Origin of the sequence: Bacteroides sp. 2_2_4 (genome assembly GCF_000157055.1) — a bacterium.
In the GTDB taxonomy this organism is placed as follows: domain Bacteria; phylum Bacteroidota; class Bacteroidia; order Bacteroidales; family Bacteroidaceae; genus Bacteroides; species Bacteroides ovatus.
Map to the genome: position 1 here is coordinate 153,516 of NZ_EQ973362.1, position 20,359 is coordinate 173,874.

Below are 20,359 nucleotides of genomic sequence, written 5' to 3' on the forward strand. Positions count from 1 at the left end.
TTATCTATTAAAACCAACTATCATCTTGAGCAGGTGATGATTCCGACGTAACCGGTTTCTCCGTATCCACGGAAACATCAACCGAGTCCTCTTCTTCCGACATATCACCGGAGCCGTCTCCCACCATCAATGTCAAAGAAGCTCCCAAAGGAATCTTTTCTCCGGCAGCCAACTGACGTCCCTGATACTTCACGCCGTACACCCAGTCTTTCTCACCATTTACCAATTGAATCTGATTCAGTTTAAAACCGGCATTCAGTAACTTGGCCTGTGCCTGGCGGAGCGAGCTGTTGTCCGCCACATCGGGAATGGCACGTAAAGGGACATCCAGGGTATTGACTGTCAGGTATACTGTACGTCCTTCCTTCACTTTTTCACCGGCTCCCGGTTTCAGTTCAAGAATGATACCCGCTGCTTTATCTTTGACATATTTGGTATCAGAAATCACATATACCAAACCGTGATTCCGGAACATCTTCGTAGCTTCTTCCACTGTCATTCCCTTCACATCGGGAACTACCACGCTTTCACCATGATGTGTATGTATATCAAGCCATTTCAACACACCAAATATCATCACTACCATCACCACAATCATGGCGATAATATTCACCCAGAAATATTTATTGGTTTTAAAAGAAAAGAATTCTTTAATAGTCATACGCATTGCTGTTAATATGCGCCAAAGATACGACAAAATAGTTGAACTTTTAAAAAGTAGGCGATGAAAAATGTCCCTACCTATTATGCAAAGACGCTTATCATCGCCAGAATTGCTGCAACTATAATCCCCACTCCTATAGATTTCAACAACCTTATTATAATGATACGGGGTTTCATGTCCCGGATATACTCTACCATCGCGTATGTTCGTTTATGAGTTTTATTTAATCTCACAAAGAAAAGCAAAAAGTCATAAATAAGAGCAAACAATACCGCTTTTTAACATACTATCCCCTTGAAAAACAGAGAAACAAAAAAGGCGAAGATTAAATTCTCCGCCTTTTTTGTTTCCTGATGACAAGTGATTATCACTTTTGTCCGTTGTACTCATCAGAAACAGTCAGTTTCTTTCTGCCTTTCGCACGACGAGCAGCTAATACTCTACGACCATTAGCCGATGCCATTCTCTCACGGAAACCGTGTTTGTTCTTTCTCTTTCTGTTAGAGGGTTGAAATGTTCTTTTCATTACTGTATCTTGTTTTTATGTTATTATTCTACGTAATCGGGCTGCAAAAATAGGCACTTTTTTTAAATTAACCAAGAGATAACTCATTTTTGCTCAAAAGTTTTTGTGTTTTTTACCGATTTAGATTACTTTTGCAGTCGAATTCCTGCGAAAACAATTAAATAACAATAATATAATAAGAAAAATAGCAGTATGATTAATGCTCAAGACATCAAAAACGGAACTTGTATCCGTATGGACGGAAAGCTCTATTTCTGTGTAGAATTCCTGCATGTAAAACCAGGTAAAGGTAACACTTTTATGCGTACTAAACTGAAAGATGTAGTTAGCGGATACGTTCTCGAACGCCGTTTCAACATCGGTGAAAAGTTGGAAGATGTACGTGTAGAACGTCGTCCATACCAATTTTTGTATAAAGAAGGAGAAGATTATATCTTTATGAACCAGGAAACATTCGACCAACATCCTATCGCTCACGATCTGATTAATGGTGTTGACTTCCTGCTCGAAGGTTCAGTATTGGAAGTTGTTTCTGATGCTTCTACTGAAACTGTACTTTATGCAGACATGCCGATCAAGGTTCAAATGAAAGTGACTTATACAGAACCGGGCGTGAAAGGTGATACAGCTACCAACACGCTGAAACCTGCCACTGTAGAATCAGGAGCAACCGTACGTGTTCCGTTGTTCATCAACGAAGGTGAAACAATTGAAATCGACACTCGCGATGGTTCTTACGTAGGACGTGTAAAAGCATAATTGACAAGAACATATATAAAAACCGGAAGTTTTTGGACTCCCGGTTTTTTATGTCTTTACCAATATTTATTTGTATCCGGCTGCTTTCGCAATTCTTTTAGGAATCTCCGTGTTATCAATCTTTTCTCCAAACAGTTGAGAACCTGCGCCGATAGCGAATACAGGTACATAACCGGCAGAGTGACCGCCACTTACCCAACCTACCATAGCAATCTCATCCATCACTTCCTTAGCACGTGCAGCCATCGGTTCACTCTTAGAGTACATACTTTCAGCAAATACGACTTTATTCTTCACAAATGATTTTTCAAACTCATCACGTAATTTCTTTTCCTGTTCCCAAGAAATAGGGAATTGTTTCCAGAAACCCATTTCTTCGCCCAAGAATGTTTTCATATCTTCCCAAGTCACTTTATTGCCTTTTGATTTTCTCAATTCGCTGATACGTTGTGAAAGTCCGTCAGCAGAATGTTTCTGATGCTGCAATGCTTTCAGGTTCAATTCATATTTTCCTGTACCCAGCACGATACCACCTGTTTCATGGTCGGCAGTAACGACAATAAGGGTTTCTTTCGGATGCTTTTTATAAAACTCATAAGCTACCTTGATAGCATTATCCATATCCTTTACTTCGTTGAACACTGTAGCAGCATCATTCGCATGACACGCCCAGTCTATTTTGCCACCTTCTACCATCAAGAAAAACCCTTTCTTATTATCTTTAGTAAGAAAATCAATGGCACTTTCTGTAATCTGTGCTAAAGTCAAATCACCTTCTTTACGATCGATAGCATAAGGTAAACAAGATGGATTAGCACCTTCTTCCTGAATCAGGATCATCTTTTCTGCTTTTGCAGCTTTTGCCTTATAGTCATTGTAGCCACGTGCTACTGTATATCCGGCTTCTTCAAAAATAGGGAAAATACTTGGAGCTTCTTTCTTGTCAAAAGATGTAGTCGGTTTAAGAAAACCACCACCTGCATAAAAATCAAAATTTGCTTTTGGCAAATCCAAAGCTATTTCATAATATCTATTACGATCGGGTTGATGTGCATAGAATGCGGCAGGAGTAGCATGATCTACACTAACAGAAGTAGTTACACCAACTTTCTTACCAGCTTTCTTTGCCTTTTCAGCTACAGTCTGAATAGCATTCTTGTCCTCTCCCACAGAAATTGCATGATTATAAGTCTTCTTGCCTGTTGCTAATGCAGTACCTGCAGCAGCAGAGTCGGTTACTGAATTTTTAGCTGAGAAAGTAGTTGCCATAGTAGCAACCGGGAATTGAGTAAATAACAAAGGTTCAACACCAATACGGCCATTTTGAATTTCCGCCTGATACATCTCCGTACCATTTACTTGGTTCACTCCCATCCCATCCCCGATGAAATAGAATACGTACTTTGCCTGACCGTTTGCAACAACGGAGATAAGAACAAAGAACAGTGTGTAGATTAACTTTTTCATTTTTTAGTAAGTTTATTATTAGATTAGTCGTCTACAAAGGTAGGAAAAAAAAGAAGAAATTATCCGGATGCCATATTACAAATTCATCACATCTTGCTCAAACCTGTCCTTATCACCGGCAGCCTTGTTACGCATCCGGCTACGATAATTATAGATAGTCGCCAAAGAGTAGCCCAGAAAATGGGCTATCTTGTTACTATCTATCACTCCCAGGCGAATAAGGGCAAAAATGCGGAGTTCCGTTGTCAGCAGTTCATCGGATTTCGGGTATATGCGCCCTTCTTCTACCAGCAGTTCATTAAAGGCGGTAATAAAGTTCGGGAACAGTTTCAGGAAAGACTTATCAAACTCATTATAGAATTCATTCCGCTCGTCACGGATAAACTGCTCGGACTTGATGGCTTTGAACAAGTCTTCAATACGTGACGCCATAGCCAGCTTCGCCAGTGAACGACGGTAAGTTTCCAGCTTATCCAGATAGTTGACGCATCTGTCCAGATAGCGGGCGATATACACCTCTTTAATTTTCCCCGTCTGTTCCAGTTCTTTGTTTACTGCCTGCATTTGTTTGTTCGCCAAGCTTAAGTCACGCCGCATGGCAGACAGTTTCTTCATCCAACGATACAAATAGAAAACAGCAATAAGGAGAAAGAAAGACAACAGACTGACGCTGACAAGCATTGCCTGTGAAACCACACGTTCTTTTTCTTCCTTCAGTTTATAAGCCTTGTCGATAATAGGAAAGAACTCCGTCACCTCAATAAAACGCAGGCGGGCATTGCAAGCTACGGCGTCTTCCATCGAACAGCTCAGATATTTGTAAGCGCGGTCTACATCGCCCAGTTCATACATCAAGTGTGCCAGTTTCTGCAATGAAGCATATTCCCTGACCGAAGATTCCAAATCGGCAATAGCTGTCAATATCAGATAATATACTTCTTTTTCCATATCGCCTTTCATGCCATATGCTTCGGACAGCGTATAGTAGATATAGACTTTCTGACGTTCGTCAACCGCATCCTTCAACGCGTCGCTGAGCATCACCAAAGCTGTATCAGCCTTACCTGTAACGATACATTTCTCAGCCAGTACAATCGTACGGTTTATTTCGGGCGGCATTATACCAATGATAGAGTCCCTGTATAAATCTGTCTTTGTCAGGTATTTCTTCTTTTCCTCTTTATTAGTGGTATAGTCTGCAAGCCAACCATAACAGGCACGATAAGTCTGATAATAGGATAGTAATGTTTGTTTGTCCAGCTTCTCCGAATTTATGCTCTCCAGTTCTTTCATGGCTTCAATATACATTCCCATCACTCCCAATACTGTTGCACGGTCAATTATTATCTCATCTGCCAATTCTGGACGGGTCAGTTGGGGGAGAAGCTGTTGTCTCCTGTTTATATAATAAAGTGCAGAATCTGCCTGATAATGAAGATAAGCATCGAACAAAGAACCATACAAGCGATATTTATCAGCAGGAGCAACCGAATGAGCGAGCTGCATTTTCAGCGCATCAATAGCTTTCTCTTTCTGAACCTGAAAAGTCTCTTTCTTATTTATAATATCATCCAGTCTTTTAAGGACTGCCGCATTATCATCCGTCTGTGTCGCAAACAGTAAAGTCGGACAAACTAAAAGAAAAGCTAAGATATAGGCTATATTTCTCATAGGTTACTTTTTAAAGATGTCACAAATATAATGAATATAGTAATGATTATGAAACAGACGGTCAAAATAATTTTAATTCCTAGTTGTATTTTCTCATAGTCTTTTCACAAGCAATGCATTCATTTTCAACAAAATGAGCATCACAAGTATTTATATTTATATTCTAGTCCCCAAATGCTTTCCCCTATCCCCCTACATTTGCAACATCGGTTCGCCGAGCAAACATTTAAAATCTATGTTACCATGAAAAAGAATTTTCTATTTGTAATCTTACTTGTACTACTATTTGGTTGCAGCCCGGTATATGCCGCAACTGTCATAAAAAAAGTAGCCCCTGCTTTTTGGTGGGCAGGTATGAAAAATCCGGAGTTGCAGGTTTTGCTATATGGAGAACATATAGCATTTGCAGAAGTCAGTATCTCTTCCGAAGACATCACCTTGCAAGAGGTTGTCAAGCTAGAAAATCCAAATTATCTGATTGTCTATCTGAATATCTCGGAAGCAGCCCCGCAGACATTCAACATGATTCTGAAACAAGGTAAAAAACAGACTGTAATTCCTTATGAACTCAAAGAAAGAAAGCCGGATTCTTCTCAGATAGAAGGTTTCAACTCTAGCGATGTGCTTTATCTCATTATGCCGGATCGTTTTGCTAACGGTGATTCTTCTAATGATATAATTTCCGGAATGTTGGAAGCCAGAGTAGACCGTAACGACTCCTTCGCCCGCCATGGCGGTGATTTCAAAGGGATAGAAAAGCATCTGGATTATATCGCGGACTTAGGTGTGACGAGCATATGGCTGAATCCGATTCAGGAGAATGACATGAAGGAAGGCTCTTACCACGGTTATGCCATCACTGATTATTATCAGGCAGACCGCCGCTTTGGGAATAATGAAGAATTCCGGAACCTTGTAGACCAGGCACATGCCAAAGGGATGAAAGTAGTCATGGATATGATTTTCAACCACTGCGGTAGTGAAAACTATCTATATAAGGATATGCCATCCAAAGACTGGTTCAACTTCAAAGGCAACTATGTGCAGACAACTTTTAAGACTGCCACCCAACTAGACCCGTATGCTTCTGATTACGAAAAGAAAATAGCAGTTGACGGTTGGTTCAGCCAGGTTATGCCAGATTTCAACCAACGGAACCGCCATGTAGCTACTTATCTGATTCAGAGCAGTATCTGGTGGATAGAGTATGCCGGTATTAACGGAATCCGCCAGGATACGCACCCTTATGCGGACTTTGACATGATGGCTCATTGGTGCAAGGCAGTGAACGAAGAATATCCCAAATTCAATATTGTAGGCGAAACTTGGTTAGGCAGCAATGTACTTATCTCTTATTGGCAGAAAGACAGCAAACTGACCTATCCTAAAAACACCTACCTGCCCACTGTTATGGACTTCCCATTGATGGAACATATGAACAAAGCTTTCGATGAGGAAACAACCGACTGGAACGGCGGACTGTGCCGACTTTACGAATACCTGTCGCAAGATATCGTCTTTGCCAACCCGATGAATCTATTGACTTTCCTGGATAATCACGACACTTCCCGTTTTTATCGTTCGGAAGCGGATACTAAAAACCTGAACCGATACAAACAAGCATTAGTGTTCCTTCTGACAACACGCGGAATTCCACAAATATATTACGGAACAGAAATCCTGATGGCTGCCGATAAAGCCAACGGTGACGGATTACTTCGCTGTGACTTTCCGGGCGGCTGGCAAAATGATACTCATAATTACTTCGATGCGGCAAACCACACTCCGCTACAAAATGAAGCTTTCTCTTATCTGAAGAAACTGCTCCAATGGAGAAAAGGAAACGAAGTTATAGCCAAAGGAAAACTGAAACACTTCGCACCGAGTAAAGGTATCTATGCGTACGAAAGGAAACAGGGTGATAAATCAGTCGTTGTTCTCCTGAATGGAACAGACCGGGAACAGACTATCAGTTTGGATACTTACCGGGAAATACTGCCTGATACTTCTGCATACAATGTATTGGAAGATAAAAAAGTAGAATTAGGAAAGGATTTAACACTTCCGAGCCGTGGGATATACCTTTTATCCTTTTAAAGAAGTTCACTACGACTTATATTTATCCGAAGTACCCAAGCAGTTATTTAGCTATAAATCAAAATAATAAAGTTTATACTAACTTGTATTTTTATTCTAATTGGAAAACTCAGTTCAGACGGTCGCTACATTTGCAATATCCGAAACAAAAGGAATAAAAACATAGGTTAGCTCACAATTTAATACCATAAAAATAAAATGAAAAAGAATCTTTTGCTTATCGCATTTTTCTGTATCTCGTTTATAGCGAATGCACAACAGAAACTCACTTCGCCGGATGGAAATCTAGTAATGACCTTCCAGGTTAACAAAGAAGGTGCTCCAACGTACGACTTGATTTATAAAGGCAAAACGGTTATCAAACCAAGTACCCTGGGACTGGAATTAAAGAAAGAAGATAATACCCGCACAGATTTCGACTGGGTAGACCGCCGGGATCTGACAAAACTTGATTCAAAGACTAATCTTTATAACGGATTCGAAGTGAAAGACGTCAAGACTTCCACATTCAACGAAACTTGGCAACCGGTATGGGGAGAAGAAAAAGAAATCCACAATCATTATAACGAACTGGCAGCCACGCTGTATCAGCCCATGAACGACCGTTCTATCCTTATCCGTTTCCGGTTGTTCAACGATGGTTTAGGATTCCGCTACGAATTCCCGCAGCAGAAATCTCTGAACTACTTCATCATCAAAGAAGAACATTCCCAGTTTGCAATGGCAGGCGACCACATCGCTTACTGGATACCGGGCGACTATGACACTCAGGAATATGATTACACTATCTCCCGCCTGTCAGAAATCAGAGGTTTGATGAAAGAAGCCATTACTCCGAACTCTTCTCAGACTCCTTTCTCACAGACAGGCGTACAGACTGCACTGATGATGAAAACGGATGACGGTTTATATATCAATCTTCACGAAGCTGCTCTCATCGATTACTCATGTATGCACCTGAATCTGGACGACAAAAATATGGTATTCGAATCCTGGCTGACTCCGGATGCTAAAGGAGACAAAGGTTATCTGCAAACTCCCTGTAATACTCCGTGGCGTACCGTTATCGTCAGCGATGATGCCCGCAATATTCTTGCATCCCGCATCACTCTGAACCTGAATGAGCCATGCAAAATCGCAGATGCCGCTTCATGGGTGAAGCCTGTGAAATATATCGGCGTATGGTGGGATATGATTACCGGAAAAGGTTCATGGGCTTATACCGACGAACTGACTAGCGTAAAACTGGGAGAAACGGATTACTCTAAAACCAAACCGAACGGCAAACATTCTGCCAACACTGCCAACGTGAAACGCTATATTGACTTCGCCGCAGCAAACGGGTTCGACGCTGTATTGGTAGAAGGCTGGAATGAAGGTTGGGAAGACTGGTTCGGCAATAGCAAGGACTATGTATTCGACTTCGTCACTCCGTATCCGGATTTCGATGTAAAAGAAGTACATCGTTACGCAGCGAGCAAAGGTATCAAGATGATGATGCACCACGAAACTTCCGCATCTGTCCGCAACTACGAACGCCATATGGACAAGGCTTACCAGTTTATGGTAGACAACGGTTACAATTCTGTAAAGAGCGGTTATGTAGGCAATATCATTCCGCGCGGCGAACACCACTACGGACAATGGATGAACAACCACTACCTGTATGCAGTGACGAAAGCAGCCGACTACAAAATCATGGTAAATGCTCACGAAGCAACCCGCCCGACAGGTATCTGCCGCACGTATCCTAACTTAATCGGCAACGAATCCGCACGCGGAACCGAATACGAATCATTCGGCGGAAACAAAGTATATCACACAACTATACTTCCTTTCACCCGTTTGGTCGGCGGCCCGATGGATTACACTCCGGGTATCTTCGAAACTCATTGTAACAAGATGAATCCTGCAAACAATTCACAGGTACGTTCTACCATCGCCCGCCAGTTAGCCTTGTACGTGACCATGTACAGCCCGCTGCAAATGGCTGCCGATATTCCTGAAAACTACGAACGTTTCATGGATGCTTTCCAATTCATCAAAGACGTGGCAATCGACTGGGACGAAACAAACTATCTGGAAGCAGAACCGGGAGAATATATCACTATCGCCCGTAAGGCAAAAGGTACAGGCGACTGGTATGTAGGTTGTACAGCCGGTGAGAACGGTCATACTTCCAAACTGGTATTCGACTTCCTCACACCGGGAAAACAATACATTGCCACTGTTTATGCGGATGCTAAAGATGCCGACTGGAAAGAAAATCCGCAAGCTTATACCATCAAAAAAGGTATCCTGACAAACAAAAGCAAACTGAACTTGCGCGCTGCCAACGGTGGCGGTTATGCCATCAGTATCAAGGAAGTAAAGGATAAAGCGGAAGTAAAAGGACTAAAGAAATTTTAGGGAATAAGATTGGGAGAATATAGTTTTCAGTAGGTATTTTTTAGAGAGATATATTTGATTTTGATAAAATAACTTTAAATTAGAGACATGAAAAAGAGCTTAAGACTAAAAGCCCTGCTCACATTATTGGTGGGACTCTTCCTTTCCATTGGAGCATTTGCTCAGCAAATAGCTGTCAAGGGGCATGTGAAAGACACAACGGGTGAGCCTGTCATCGGTGCTAACGTACTGGTGAAAGGTACAACCAATGGAACAATAACTGATTTCGATGGTAACTTTATGTTGAATGTACCGAAAGATGCCATTCTTTCCATTTCATTCGTCGGCTATAAATCAGCAGAAGTGAAAGCGGCTTCTACTGTTATGGTTACATTGGAAGATGATTCTCAAGTACTGGACGCAGTAGTCGTTATCGGCTACGGCTCGGTGAAAAAGAACGATATGACCGGTTCGGTTACGGCCATCAAACCGGACAAACTAAACAAAGGTTTGATTACCAACGCACAGGATATGATGACTGGTAAGATTGCCGGTGTAAGCGTTATCAGCAAAGGCGGAGCTCCGGGCGAGGGCGCAACGATTCGTATTCGTGGCGGTTCTTCACTGACTGCAGAAAACGACCCGCTGATTGTAATCGACGGTCTGGCAATGGATAATAAGGGAGTGAAAGGTTTGGCCAATCCTCTGTCTATGGTCAATCCGAATGATATTGAAAGCTTTACCGTATTAAAAGATGCTTCGGCTACCGCCATCTACGGTTCGCGTGCTTCTAATGGCGTTATCATCATTACAACGAAGAAAGGTCAGGCAGGCGCACGTCCTACCATTTCTTATGACGGCAATGTATCTGTCAGCACTGTAAAATCTACCGTCGACGTAATGGACGGAGACCAGTTCCGTTCTTTCATCAAAGACATTTGGGGAGAAGACAGCGAAGCTTATAGCAAATTAGGAAATGCCAACACCGACTGGCAGAAAGAAATATTCCGCCCAGCCGTAAGTACAGACCATAACCTCACCATTTCCGGTGGATTGAAGAATATGCCTTACCGTGTATCGTTCGGTTATACCAACCAGAACGGTATTGTGAAAACATCCAAGTTCGAACGTTATACGGCTTCTGTCAGCTTGGCTCCTTCTTTCTTTGAAGACCATCTGAAAGTAAATGCCAACCTGAAAGGTATGATTGCCAAGAACCGCTACGCTGACGGTAGTGCGGTAGGTTCTGCGGTCAGCTTTGACCCTACACAGTCCGTCCGCTCCGACGATCCTTACCATCAATATTATTTCGACGGATATTTCCAATGGAATACGGACGCTTCTTCTTTGAATGACGACACATGGAAACGTACTTTCAACAGCAATGCTCCGGGTAATCCGGTTGCCTTGTTGGAAGAAAAGGACGACCGTGCCATCTCCAAATCTTTAATCGGTAATCTGGAACTGGATTATAAGTTTCATTTCTTGCCGGACTTGCACGCACACGTGAACGGTGGTATGGACCTCTCTACGGGTAAGCAATATACGGATGTCTCTCCCTATTCTTCGACCAACAACTATTATGGCAGCTATGGCTGGGAACAGAAAGACAAGTACAACCTCTCTTTGAATGCTTACCTGCAATACAGCAAAGATTTTACCGACAAACATCGTTTCGATGTAATGGCAGGCTATGAATGGCAGCACTTCCATGATACGTCCGACCAGGAATATTGGGGACTCTATCCGCTGTCGAACAACGTGGTAGAGAACAGAGGTCAGCGTTACAACAATACCTCAAGTGGTTCGGCTACGGAAAGTTATCTGGTATCTTTCTTCGGTCGTGTCAATTACACACTGTTGGACCGTTACCTGTTTACGGCAACCGTACGCCAGGATGGTTCTTCCCGTTTCCACAAAAACAACCGTTGGGGATTGTTCCCGTCTTTTGCCTTGGGATGGAAGTTGAAAGAAGAAGCTTTCCTGAAAGACGTTGATGTACTTTCTGATTTAAAACTTCGTCTTGGCTATGGTATTACCGGTCAGCAGAATATCAATTCGGGCGACTATCCGTATCTGGCTGTTTATGAGACAAACAAAGACGGGGCTTACTATCCTATCCTGGGAGAAGGAACCACTTACCGCCCGAATGCATACAACCCGGACTTGAAATGGGAAAAGACGACCACTTATAATGTAGGTTCGGACTTCGGATTCCTGAACAACCGCATCAACGGTGCTGTGGATTATTACTATCGCAAGACCACCGATTTGCTGAACAGCGTATTCGTTTCTGCCGGAACGAACTTCAAAAACAAGGTATTGTCCAACGTCGGTTCATTAGAAAATTCAGGTATCGAATTCTCTATTAATTCAAAACCGGTTGTAACTACCGACTGGACATGGGACCTTGGCTTCAATATCACTTACAACAAAAACGAAATCACCAAATTAACTACCGGAGATAGCGAAAATTATTATGTTGCTGCCGGAGACAATATCGGTGGCGGACGTGATATGAAAGCAATGGCGCATGCCGTAGGGCATCCGGCTTCTTCCTTCTATGTTTACCAGCAAGTGTATGACGAGAATGGAAAGCCTATCGAGAACGAATTTGTAGACCGCAACGGAGACGGAACGATTAACGGCGACGACCGCTACTTCTACAAAAAGCCGACAGCCGACGTACTTATGGGACTTACTTCCCGTCTTTCATACAAGTCATGGGATTTCAGTTTCTCACTGCGCGCCAGCCTGAACAACTATGTGTACAACTCTGTCGAAGCAGGTGGTTCCGACTGCAACCCAACCTCTGTCTATTCATTCGGCGCACTCAACAACCGTCCGTTGATGGGAGTGGCAAATAATATCCAGAACCTGAAAGACAACACCTTATTATCCGATTACTTCGTACAGAATGCTTCCTTCATGAAATGTGACAACATCACTTTGGGATACTCGTTCAAAAAGCTGTTCGGCGCTCCGATTGGCGGACGCGTATATGCAGCCGTACAGAACGTATTCACTATCACCAAATACAAAGGACTTGACCCTGAAGTAGAAAAGGGATTGGATAACAATATTTATCCGCGTCCTCTGACTACATTAATCGGTTTAAGCCTTAATTTCTAAACCTACTAAAAATACCAATTATGAAATTCAGATATATAAAATCAATCCTATCGGCTGCTTCACTATTACTGGCAGTCAGCGTGACTTCATGTATCGGTGACCTGGATGCGACTCCTATCGACCCGAATATAGTGATGACATTCGACCAGGCAAGCGTTTTTAACAAGATATATGGAACCCTCGGACTGACAGGTCAGAAAGGCCCCGACGGAAGCGGTGACTTGGACGACATCGACGAAGGTACTTCCTCTTTCTACCGTATGACTTGGTGTGCCAACCAATTGATGACAGATGAAGCGATTGTCAATTCATGGAACGATGCCGGTGTCGCTACTATTGCCGATTGCAGTTGGAGTTCTTCCAATGAAATCGTGACAGGACTCTATTACCGTCTGACATTTGACATCACATTGTGCAACTACTTCCTGGAACAAACGGAAGGACTGACAGATGATGAAACGACACGCCAACGTGCAGAAGTACGTTTTATCCGTGCTTTGAATAACTATTACCTGATGGATATGTTCGGCAATCCGCCTTATTGCGATAAAGTATCGACAGAGAAGCCTCAGCAAATACAACGTGCGGATCTCTTCGCGAAGATTGAAGAAGAGTTGAAAGAAATCGGTGACGACGCCACCGCCACACTGGCACAGCCGCTTCAAACGACTTACGGCCGTGTAGACCGTGTTGCCGCCTGGTTATTGCTGGCACGTATGTATCTCAACGCAGAAGTCTATACCGGCACGCCTCAATGGGGAAAAGCCAAGGAATATGCCCAAAAAGTGATTGGTTCCGGCTATAAACTGGCTCCCGTCTACAAACACCTGTTCATGGCAGATAATGATGGCAGCAATGTCAACAAGGCAAGACAGGAAGTGATACTTCCCATTTTGCAGGATGGTGTGAGAACCAAGAGTTGGGGTGGTTCGCTGTTCTTGATTGCAGGTACGCACAAAAGTGACACAGGCATGAATCCCTGGGGAAGTAAGCAAGGATGGGGCGGCCCGCATTGTCGTCAGGCAATGGTAGCCAAATTCTTCCCGAACGTAAATGATGCTCCTTCCGTATTGGAAGACCAGATGGTAGTGGCAGCAAAAGATGACCGTGCCTTGATGTGCGGAGTGCAGAGAAGTACGTCAACAGGAGACAATATGAGCTTTACGGACGGATTCGCATGTGCCAAATTCTCGAACATCCGTGCAGACAACGGACTGACAAGCGATACGGATAATCCTGATATGGATATACCTCTTCTTCGTATGGCAGAAGCTTATCTGATTGTAGCAGAAGCCAGCATCCGTGCCAACAATGGTGTTTCTACTCAGGAGACCATAGACGCTATGCATGAAATCCGTAAGCGTGCGAACGCCGCCGAATCTGATTCATATACATTGACGGACATCCGTGACGAATGGGCACGTGAGTTCTGGTTTGAAGGTCGCCGCCGCATTGACTTGATTCGTTTCGGCGATTTCGGCGGACACACCGACTATAACTGGGATTGGAAAGGTGGAGAAAAACAAGGTACTGAAATAAAAGAGTTCCGCAACATTTATCCTATTCCTGCCAATGATATCAATGCGAATACAAATCTGGATCAGAATCCCGAGTATTAAATCAGACCGAAGTTATACTTTTAAATAAACAGAGTAATATGAAAAAAATAAATATATTGACGTCCATACTAGTAGCGACAGCCCTGCTGACCGCCTGCGAGGATGACAGGGACTCAAATCCTACCATACAGGAACCTACTACTTTTGTATTGAACACCCCTGCCAATGCAACGTACAACGTCTATGACCTAAATCAATCCAAGAATATCGAGTTGACTTGTACGCAACCGGACTATGGCTACCCTGCCGTAGTGACTTACACCATGCAAGCGGATTTAACAGACAAATGGACTGATGAAACGGAAACGGCAAACGCCTCTTATCTGACACTACCTTCCATATCTACATCAGCCAAAGTGGATGCCAACACACAGGAATTGAATAAGGCAATCGTAAAACTTGCCGGCTGGACATCGGAGAATGATTATGACGGCGAACCGATGAGTGTATTTGTACGTTTGTACGCACATATCGGAGATAAAGGGTATCCTATACATTCCAATTCGATTGAATTGAAAGTTATACCTTATTATATGGATATATCTGATGCCGTTCCTGCCACTTATTATTTACTGGGCGATTTCATCGGTGAAGTTCCCTGGGGAAATCCGACAATGGCAGCAGGTACCGCTTATTTCCCGATGTCACTGGTAAAAGGATATGCGTATGATGCCAATACTGGTAAAGGAGAATTTACCTACACAGGATATATCCCAGCAGATAAAGGATTTAAGGTAGTGGCTACTCCCGGTGCATGGGACGACCAATGGGGAAATGCTGACAGCGAAGGATTCACCAATTTGGTAAATGACAAGAACTCTCAAAATATTAAAGTGAATGCGGCCGGCTGGTACACACTTCATCTCAATACGCTTGAAAATAAACTGACAATGAAAGCTACTACTTTTGAAACTCAACCGACAGAATATGATGCCGTCACATTGATTTATGGTTCGGAATCTGTAAACATGACCAAAGTTACCATGGAGCATTCACATGTATGGTATGCCGACATAACAATCGCGGCAAGCTGCAAAGCCAAATTTACTTCCGGCGACAAGACTTGGGGTGGAGAGGTATTCCCATTCGGCTCATTTGTTGATGGAGCTACCATCAGTTGCAAACCGGGTGATTATACTGTACTGTTCAACGAACTGGACGAGTGCTATTACTTCAAAGCAAAATAGATTAATCTTAAATGCAGATAGATATGAAAAAATTATCAATATATATAACCGTGTTACTGGCTGCCGCACTAACAGCCTGCAACGAAGATTTTAATGAAGGGGTAGCTTCCCCACAGTCTTACGGACAGGAAGAAGCTGCCAGCAAAATAACTTTTACAGCTACAGGTGTAGCCCCGATTAATATTGGAAATGTCGAGGAAGAATCCGTAGCGGTTGCCGTATTTACAGCTCCTGCCGTTGAAGAAGAAGCCACTTTATCCTATAAAATGAAGTTAGATAATAAAGTGACTTTAATTGTAGACGACAAAGGATACGTAGCAACGGAAGATTTGCAGAATGCAGTGGCGCAAATATATGGTATCCGTCCGGTAGAACGTACCATGAATGCAGTATTAACGTCATACGTGGCTGTCGGAAAGACAGTATATGCGGCACCGGCTGAAAGCTATGAGTTGAAAGTTACTCCGGAAGCACCGGTTATTGAAAGCGCTTATTATATTAATGGCTCTCTGACTTGGGAACAGAATGTAGCATTTGTTAATACAAGTGGTGATCCTTATACCAATTCAGTCTTTACAACAACAGTTCCTGCTCTGGTTACAGATAACACCGGTGCCAAAGATGCCTATTTCCTGATTAAATCCAACTCAGGCAAATCACTTGGCGCGGTTGATGCTGACAACGATGCTCCAGAAGGTAATCTCATTTTATCAGAAACAGCAAATCCTATCAAAATATCCGGTGGTGATTATAAATCAGTTAGAATCTCTATCAACATGATGGAAGGCACTTACAAGATTGAGAAAACAATGGATGCACCTCATTTATGGATACCAGGAAATCATCAGGAATGGAAGCCTTCACAAGCACCGACTTTATATAAGCCAGAAGGAAACAATGCTTATTGGGGAATGTCGGAATTGAACGGTGGCTTTAAGTTTACCGCACAGCCCTATTGGCCGGATAGTTCGAATGGCGGACTTGATTATGGATATGACTATTTTACCTCGAAAGAAGGTATGACAAATGATGGTGGAAACTTATCTTTACCACAGGGTATTTATTACATTGTAGTCAATTTGGACGACAAGTACGTCTCTGCAACAGAAATAACATCTATGGATATTATAGGTACAGCCACAGGAGGATGGGAAAACGGCAAAGAATTAACTTATGATGCAACAGAAAAATGCTGGACTGCAAAGACTGAAATGGCAGTGGGTGAATTTAAACTCCGCGTCAATTCCAGTTGGGACTCCGGTGTTAGTTTCGGGGGAACATTAGATACACCCAGTCCTTTTGCTGGAGATAATATTTCAATGGACGCAACCGGTAACTATACCATCAAATTCTATCTGAACGGTAGACTAGTCCTCATCAAAGAATAATAAATGGAAAATACATTATGAAAAAAGATATAAAACATATATTCTGGATGCTGCTCTGTCTATTCACGATAGTAGCATGTTCCGACGAAAACCATGAGATGTTAATCACCGGTCCGGAAATCCCCGAACTGGATCACGAGCCGTCTATCGAAGAATTGGTAGAAGGAATCAATAATTACCCCACTAAATTCAAGGGCGACAAGCAAGGTAAAATCTGGTATAAAGCAGCAGCCGGCGACGACTTGTACGGCTATGAAGGTGATGTATATGTTCACATCGGTATCAATGACTGGATGTATGTTCCTACGGAATGGGGGGTAAATGAAGATAAATACAAGGCAGAGAAAGTGGCGGATAATATTTGGTGCTTTACACTTGCCCCGACAGTACGCGAATGGTTTGGCGCGGAAAATGCAGCAAACATTCAAAATGTCTGCATCCTCTTCCGCAATGATGAAGCGTTGACTGACGAAAAGAAAACCAGCGACTTTTTTATCACAGTAACAGGAGACAAGACTTTCACACCGGCTCCGGTAGAGATAGCTGCCTGCCCAGTAGAAGAAGCGGGTATCCATCCATCGGCTGACGGAACGTCTGTGACTTTCGCACTATACGATTTGGATACGGATAACAATTACAAGGATTATGCTTGTCTCATTGGCGACTTCAATGATTGGGAACTTAGTACTGAATATCAGATGAAGCGTGATAACGACAAACACTTCTGGTGGTACACCGTTACAGGCATCGACCCCGCCAAAGAGTATGGTTTCCAATATTACATGGGTAGTGAAAAAGACGGCAATGTTCGTATTGGCGACCCCTATTGTGAAAAAGTGCTGGATGGCTCGAACGATAAATATCTTGTAGAACAAGGAGTTTATCCGGCTAGTGCCATACAGTATCCGAATGGAAAGACAACAGGCATTGTCTCCGTATTCCAAACAAAACCGGCATCCTACAATTGGCAAGTATCCGACTTCAAGATTGATAATCCTGACAATATGGTAATCTATGAGTTACTATTCCGTGACTTCACACAAGTAGGTTCCGAACTTGCTACGGGTACAATCAAAGAGGCTACTAAACATTTGGACTACATCAAGAGTCTGGGAGTGAATGCGATTGAACTGATGCCTATACAAGAATTCGACGGGAATAATAGCTGGGGATACAATCCATGTTATTATTTTGCAATGGACAAAGCATATGGAACGAAAGAGGAATATAAGCAATTCATTGATGAATGTCATAAACAAGGCATTGCAGTATTACTGGATGTAGTCTACAACCATGCTACTGGCAGTCATCCATTTGCTAAACTTTATTGGAATTCGAAAGAAAGCAAGACAGCCAAGAATAATCCGTGGTTCAATGTCGATGCTCCGCATCCATTCAGCGTATTCCATGACTTCAATCACGAATCGCCGCTTGTACGTGAATTTGTAAAACGTAACTTGAAGTTCTTGTTGGAAGAGTATAAGTTTGACGGTTTCCGTTTTGACTTAACCAAAGGATTTACTCAAAACAAGAGCAATGAATCAACGGCAAGCAACAAAGATGACTCCCGTATTGTTATCTTGAAAGATTACTATAAAACAGTGAATACGACCAATCCTAATGCAGTGATGATTCTCGAACACTTCTGCAATTTGGATGAAGAGTCAGAATTGGCTAAAGCAGGGATGAAACTATGGCATAATATGAATGAAAGCTATTGCCAATCCGGAATGGGAGAATCAAGCAATTCTGATTTTTCATACATGCGAAATAGCGGAATGCCTGCCGAAGGATGGGTTAATTTCATGGAAAGCCATGATGAAGAAAGAGTTGCATACAAGCAAACTGCTTTTGGCAATCTTCAAAATGCAAGTCTTGATATCCGCATGAAACAACTGGGAACAAATGCAGCCTTCTTCCTGACCGTTCCAGGACCGAAAATGATTTGGCAGTTTGGCGAACTAGGATATGATTATTCCATAATGTATAAGTACGATGGAACAATGGGAACTGAAAAGAATACTGATGCCAAGCCTGTGAAATGGGATTATCTTACTGACCAATATCGGAAAGGATTATACGACACTTATAGCACTTTGCTGAAATTACGCAATGATAATCCGGACTTATTCAGCGACAACGCATTCAAAGACTGGAAAGTAAGTGTTTCCGATTGGGATAAAGGTCGTTATCTAAGATTGGAATCCACTACAAAGAAACTGGTTGTAGTAGGCAATTTCAAGAATGAACAGATTAATACAGGTGTGTACTTTGGTAACACGGGAGATTGGTATGAATTGAATGGTGAAACATTGAATGTGACTAACAGTTCTGAACAGCCTGTTGTTATACCTGCTAATAGCTTCAAGTTATACACCAACTTTCCAGTAAACAATTGATTGAACGGTTGTAATCAGAGTTATCATAGAAAACAACTCATAATAATGTAATAAATCCCTGTTCCACAATGTTGGAGCAGGGATTTATTGCTTTAATTATTTCTTATCGGTAGAGATTTTTCTCTTCAAGCATGAGCTCTTTTTCAATCCTTTTAAGCGAGCTAGTTGTTTCATGCCTTGAAACTGTTTGTTTCTCACCGAGAAACGAAGTGTTTCACACCGAGAAACCATTCGTTTCACACCGGGAAACTTTTTGTTTCAAACCGGGATGAAACTATCCGCCTCAAACCTGCGTCTCTCCTTCTATATATTCTTCAAGAAAAAGGTTCTCGCCGTCGAATACGGCATAAGAAAAGAAATTAATCCAGTCTCCAAGTATCAGCACACGTGAAGTGACACTTAGCATCAAATCAAGTTCAATGTGGCGATGTCCGTAAATAAAGAAGTTTATATTGGGATGACTTTTCAAATACTCTTTTGTATATAGTACCAGATGCTCCTGATTTTCCCCCATATAATCCGGTTCCTTTCCGTCAGTCCGTTTCTGCCTGCTGCGTTTCGCCCATGATAAACCAAGTTCCACGCTCCATCGGGGATGAATAGCGGAAAACAATGTTTGTAATGTTTTGCTGTGAAACATGGAACGAAGCAGTTTGAACTTCTTGTCCGGGTCGCCCAGCCCGTCACCATGAGCAAGATAGAACTCTTTTCCGTATATTTCGGTAGTCAGCGGTTCACGGTGCATAATGACACCACATTCTTTGGTGAGATAATCCCCACACCATATATCATGGTTGCCAATAAAGAAATGCACTTCCACTCCCATATCCGTCAGTTCGGAGATTTTTCCCAAGAAACGGGTATATCCTTTGGGGACGACCAGCCGGAATTCATACCAGAAATCAAACATATCTCCCAACAGATAAACAGCAGAAGCCTTGTGCTTTATACTATCAAGGAAGTTCACCAAACGCCGTTCCTGCGTGCGTCCATGCTCAATAGCACGGGACCCAAGATGCGCATCGGAAAGGAAATAAACGTTCTTCATGAGTTTTGAGTTGT

The 20,359-nt window shown here is 42.6% G+C and carries 13 protein-coding genes; 8 read left to right on the plus strand and 5 right to left on the minus strand.

All coding sequences use genetic code 11. The annotated features are described in order from the left end of the window. Nucleotides 1-7 precede the first annotated feature (7 nt). Nucleotides 8-661: a PASTA domain-containing protein gene (locus BSCG_RS10400; protein ID WP_008776429.1), complete on the minus strand. Its 654-nt coding sequence runs from the start codon at nt 659-661 to the stop codon at nt 8-10. A gap of 370 nt (nt 662-1,031) precedes the next feature. Continuing rightward, nucleotides 1,032-1,190: a 50S ribosomal protein L34 gene (gene rpmH / locus BSCG_RS10390; RefSeq protein ID WP_004299762.1), complete on the minus strand. Its 159-nt coding sequence runs from the start codon at nt 1,188-1,190 to the stop codon at nt 1,032-1,034. 192 nt (nt 1,191-1,382) lie between these two features. Here rpmH and efp point away from each other — a divergent pair, with 192 nt between their 5' ends. Beyond that, a complete protein-coding gene (gene efp / locus BSCG_RS10385) occupies nt 1,383-1,949 on the plus strand; it encodes an elongation factor P (protein WP_008776431.1) in 567 nt (188 codons plus the stop codon). A 66-nt stretch (nt 1,950-2,015) separates the two neighbouring features. Here efp and BSCG_RS10380 read toward each other — a convergent pair whose 3' ends face one another. Both BSCG_RS10380 and BSCG_RS10375 read right to left on the minus strand, forming a co-directional pair. After that, entirely contained in the window at nt 2,016-3,416 is a 1,401-nt protein-coding gene (locus tag BSCG_RS10380) for an alkaline phosphatase (protein ID WP_008776432.1), read from the minus strand. A 75-nt stretch (nt 3,417-3,491) separates the two neighbouring features. After that, nucleotides 3,492-5,087 carry a DUF6377 domain-containing protein gene (locus tag BSCG_RS10375; protein WP_004312987.1) on the minus strand — a complete coding sequence of 532 codons (1,596 nt, stop codon included), beginning with the start codon at nt 5,085-5,087 and terminating at the stop codon, nt 3,492-3,494. 243 nt (nt 5,088-5,330) lie between these two features. Between BSCG_RS10375 and BSCG_RS10370 the strand changes: the two genes are divergently transcribed. The 7 genes from BSCG_RS10370 (at nt 5,331) to BSCG_RS10340 (ending at nt 19,297) form a co-directional block, all read left to right on the plus strand. Then, nucleotides 5,331-7,184: a glycoside hydrolase family 13 protein gene (locus BSCG_RS10370; protein ID WP_008776433.1), complete on the plus strand. Its 1,854-nt coding sequence runs from the start codon at nt 5,331-5,333 to the stop codon at nt 7,182-7,184. Between the two features lie 198 nt (nt 7,185-7,382). Then, entirely contained in the window at nt 7,383-9,593 is a 2,211-nt protein-coding gene (locus BSCG_RS10365; protein ID WP_008776434.1) for a glycoside hydrolase family 97 protein, read from the plus strand. An 87-nt stretch (nt 9,594-9,680) separates the two neighbouring features. Further along, nucleotides 9,681-12,704, plus strand: coding sequence for a SusC/RagA family TonB-linked outer membrane protein (locus tag BSCG_RS10360; protein WP_008776435.1), 3,024 nt, complete (start codon nt 9,681-9,683; stop codon nt 12,702-12,704). A 20-nt stretch (nt 12,705-12,724) separates the two neighbouring features. After that, entirely contained in the window at nt 12,725-14,323 is a 1,599-nt protein-coding gene (locus BSCG_RS10355) for a RagB/SusD family nutrient uptake outer membrane protein (protein ID WP_008016762.1), read from the plus strand. Nucleotides 14,324-14,361: 38 nt separating this feature from the next. Then, nucleotides 14,362-15,510 carry a SusE domain-containing protein gene (locus BSCG_RS10350; RefSeq protein WP_008776436.1) on the plus strand — a complete coding sequence of 383 codons (1,149 nt, stop codon included), beginning with the start codon at nt 14,362-14,364 and terminating at the stop codon, nt 15,508-15,510. Nucleotides 15,511-15,533: 23 nt separating this feature from the next. Beyond that, on the plus strand, nt 15,534-16,898 hold the full coding sequence (locus BSCG_RS10345) for a DUF5115 domain-containing protein (protein ID WP_008776437.1): 1,365 nt from the start codon (nt 15,534-15,536) through the stop codon (nt 16,896-16,898). A 17-nt stretch (nt 16,899-16,915) separates the two neighbouring features. Then, nucleotides 16,916-19,297 (plus strand): alpha-amylase family glycosyl hydrolase, encoded by a 2,382-nt coding sequence (locus BSCG_RS10340; RefSeq protein ID WP_008776438.1) that lies wholly within the window; start codon nt 16,916-16,918, stop codon nt 19,295-19,297. A 283-nt stretch (nt 19,298-19,580) separates the two neighbouring features. Here BSCG_RS10340 and BSCG_RS10335 read toward each other — a convergent pair whose 3' ends face one another. Further along, entirely contained in the window at nt 19,581-20,345 is a 765-nt protein-coding gene (locus BSCG_RS10335; RefSeq protein ID WP_004314435.1) for a UDP-2,3-diacylglucosamine diphosphatase, read from the minus strand. Between the last annotated feature and the right edge of the window lie 14 nt (nt 20,346-20,359).

Bases quoted from the DNA above. Each gene is read 5' to 3' on its own strand.
- BSCG_RS10355 (WP_008016762.1), top strand. From the start codon at position 12,725: ATGAAATTCAGATATATAAAATCAATCCTATCGGCTGCTTCACTATTA.
- BSCG_RS10370 (WP_008776433.1), top strand. From the start codon at position 5,331: ATGAAAAAGAATTTTCTATTTGTAATCTTACTTGTACTACTATTTGGT.
- BSCG_RS10340 (WP_008776438.1), top strand. From the start codon at position 16,916: ATGAAAAAAGATATAAAACATATATTCTGGATGCTGCTCTGTCTATTC.
- BSCG_RS10345 (WP_008776437.1), top strand. From the start codon at position 15,534: ATGAAAAAATTATCAATATATATAACCGTGTTACTGGCTGCCGCACTA.
- BSCG_RS10400 (WP_008776429.1), bottom strand. From the start codon at position 661: ATGACTATTAAAGAATTCTTTTCTTTTAAAACCAATAAATATTTCTGG.
- BSCG_RS10350 (WP_008776436.1), top strand. From the start codon at position 14,362: ATGAAAAAAATAAATATATTGACGTCCATACTAGTAGCGACAGCCCTG.
- efp (WP_008776431.1), top strand. From the start codon at position 1,383: ATGATTAATGCTCAAGACATCAAAAACGGAACTTGTATCCGTATGGAC.
- BSCG_RS10375 (WP_004312987.1), bottom strand. From the start codon at position 5,087: ATGAGAAATATAGCCTATATCTTAGCTTTTCTTTTAGTTTGTCCGACT.
- BSCG_RS10380 (WP_008776432.1), bottom strand. From the start codon at position 3,416: ATGAAAAAGTTAATCTACACACTGTTCTTTGTTCTTATCTCCGTTGTT.
- BSCG_RS10360 (WP_008776435.1), top strand. From the start codon at position 9,681: ATGAAAAAGAGCTTAAGACTAAAAGCCCTGCTCACATTATTGGTGGGA.
- rpmH (WP_004299762.1), bottom strand. From the start codon at position 1,190: ATGAAAAGAACATTTCAACCCTCTAACAGAAAGAGAAAGAACAAACAC.
- BSCG_RS10365 (WP_008776434.1), top strand. From the start codon at position 7,383: ATGAAAAAGAATCTTTTGCTTATCGCATTTTTCTGTATCTCGTTTATA.
- BSCG_RS10335 (WP_004314435.1), bottom strand. From the start codon at position 20,345: ATGAAGAACGTTTATTTCCTTTCCGATGCGCATCTTGGGTCCCGTGCT.